The sequence below is a fragment of the Brevundimonas guildfordensis genome (genome assembly GCF_014836405.1).
Lineage (GTDB): Bacteria > Pseudomonadota > Alphaproteobacteria > Caulobacterales > Caulobacteraceae > Brevundimonas > Brevundimonas guildfordensis.
The window spans coordinates 1-2,358 of record NZ_JACSQU010000007.1; the positions used below are offsets into that span (position 1 = coordinate 1).

The 2,358-nt window shown below is 58.6% G+C and carries 2 protein-coding genes; one reads left to right on the forward strand and one right to left on the reverse strand.

Going from position 1 to position 2,358, the window contains the following annotated elements; all coding sequences use genetic code 11:
• The first annotated feature begins 195 nt into the window (after nt 1-195).
• Complete coding sequence (locus H9656_RS13950) at nt 196-456, forward strand: hypothetical protein (RefSeq protein ID WP_191744870.1); 261 nt, start codon at nt 196-198, stop codon at nt 454-456.
• Between the two features lie 1,277 nt (nt 457-1,733).
• Here H9656_RS13950 and H9656_RS13955 read toward each other — a convergent pair.
• Nucleotides 1,734-2,358, reverse strand: a 625-nt coding sequence (locus H9656_RS13955; protein ID WP_225212570.1) for a recombinase family protein, incomplete at its 5' end; no start/stop codon positions are given.

A 2,358-nucleotide genomic window follows, 5' to 3' on the forward strand; every position in this document is an offset into this window, starting at 1 on the left:
AAGATGGCGCACCCGAAGAGATTCTTCGGGGGGCGGTTTTCCTCGGTCATTGCGTTGCCTCTGATCTGGAGCGTCCAGCCATCGTCATCGAGGCGGTTCCGGTCAACGCTGTGGTAGGCCGTAACGAAGACATGCGACCGGGTTGTCGGCGGTCGATCAGGGACAGGGGAGTGAGAGATGAGGCGGTTGGCGCATGTGATCGAGGCGACCGAAGTCACCGCCGTAGAGCGACGGCTTGAAAACGCATTGAAAGCTGCCGGATTTAACGTTGGGCGGCTCAACCTTACGCCGCTCGCCCAGCAGGTCGCCGCTGAGGAAGCGAAGGAGCTACTCGTCGCCGTCAATATCCAGCCGATTGAGGCTCCTTTTTTCGGGCGAGGCGACGGCGGCGTGGAAGTGCGGTTCGTATTCGGAACGGCAACCGATCACGTGATGGCCAAAACGGTTCTGGCTTAACGCGCCACGCTCTCCTGACGGTCCTCTTCCACCTTCTTCAGCGTGCGTTTGATAGCGGTCACCGTCATGGGCGAGGCACGGTGAAGAGCGCGGTGGCGCGCGGATGCCCACACCTTCTCAACGACTTCCTGATCGCTTCCACAAGATCAGAAGGCATCGGCTTTTCCGCGGTCTTTCTTGCCTGACTAATGCATGGGTCAACGGTCCGATCCCGCCTCGCAAACATGCCAAATATAATCGATACCTCCGCGGTCATCTCGGTGTCCATAACAGAGCCCGACGGCGGTTAGTTCAAGACCGATCTGCTCTCGTTTTGCACAAGCGACGTCAACGGCCACAGGGTCATTTGCCCCCCGGCAGACATGGTTCTCGGCACGCCACAGTTCTACTTTCGCCCTCTGGGTTGCCGAGAGACTGTTTGCGCGTCGCTGCTGTCCAAGCGAGGCTTGATTGGGCCGTTCCGCAGTTTTAGTTGAATTCGCTGCCCGAACCGACTTCGGTCTCGACGTGACGCTGGTTGATAATTCGCGGTGTCTGAGCGCAGATGTAGTGAAGGTCTCGCTGCTACCTTGTGCCGCGAGCCGGGCAATATGATCGCAGTTGAACCAAATACTTCCACCTTCGCCGCCATTCTCAGATACAAAGCTACCGACCTTATCAGACGTCCACGCTCGGCTATCTATCTGTGGGCTATCGGGGTATCGGGTGTTTCTGAGGATCGCACCGTCTCGGCTCAAGGATTCTTCGAGGTGTTTGGCATGAAACGCTCCGGGGTAGTCAACCGTGAAGCTGCATAAATAGTCTATTCTCTTCGCCTTCTCTCCCAAAGACCACGAGTCGCCGGGTAAGAGTTCGGGCTGTATCACCCTCTGAACGAAATAGTTAACCGCACTCTGGTGCCGACTTTCCATTACGTAGAGACAGTCCCATGACCCCTCAACGGGCCAACAGCGGGTTAGGGATCCCACCCCCGTCTCATCGACAGGCATTCGTGACAACCGACTGCTTTCTGGGGCGACATCCCATAGGGTCGGTCTCGTCGGGATCGTTTCGGCAGCAGGTCCACAGGACGTAAGCCACACGAGACCTGTGGCGATTGCTGAGCGATACATCGCCCTTTGAATGCCTAGTTCGGACACCATCGTGGACCTTTACGTTATTGAATTCTCGACACGATACTGAGCCGCGGCGTCGGCACCAAGTGCATGATGCCGGCCCCTGTCACACGCCAGCACCGCAGCGAAACGCGGCCCGCTTCTGGAGATGATGTGTCTACCTTAAGCGGCCACGCTCTCCAGACGGTCCTCTTCCACCGTCTCCATAGAGCGTTTGATCGCGGTCACCGTGGTCGTGGACGCACGATGGAGGCGGGCGGTGGCGCGGATGCCCAGACCGTCGAGCAACGATTTCCTGATCGCTTCCACACGATCAGAAGGCATCGGTTTACGACCGCTCTTCTTGGTCGTGCGACGAAGCCCAGCCATGATGCGCTCACGGATCATGGCGCGCTCGAACTCGGCGAAGACGCCCAGCATTTGGAACATCATCCGGCCACTGGGCGTCGAAGTGTCGAGGCCCTGTTGATGGAGATAGAGGTCCACGGACTTGGACTGGATATCGTTCAGAAAAGCCACGAGATCAGGCAGGCTGCGGCCAAGGCGGTCCACGCTCCACGCCATGATCTGATCGAATTCACGACGAGCGACGCCTTTGAGCAGAGCGTCGTAGCCGGGGCGCCGGTCGCGACCTTTAACGCCGGAGATGCCTTCGTCGGTGAAGGTGGCGACCACTTCCCAGCCTTGTCGTTCGGCCACGGCCAGCAGGTCACGAAGCTGGTTCTCGACGGTCTGGTTTTTATCCGCCGTGGAAACACGAGCATAGATCGCCACGCGCTTGGTCAGG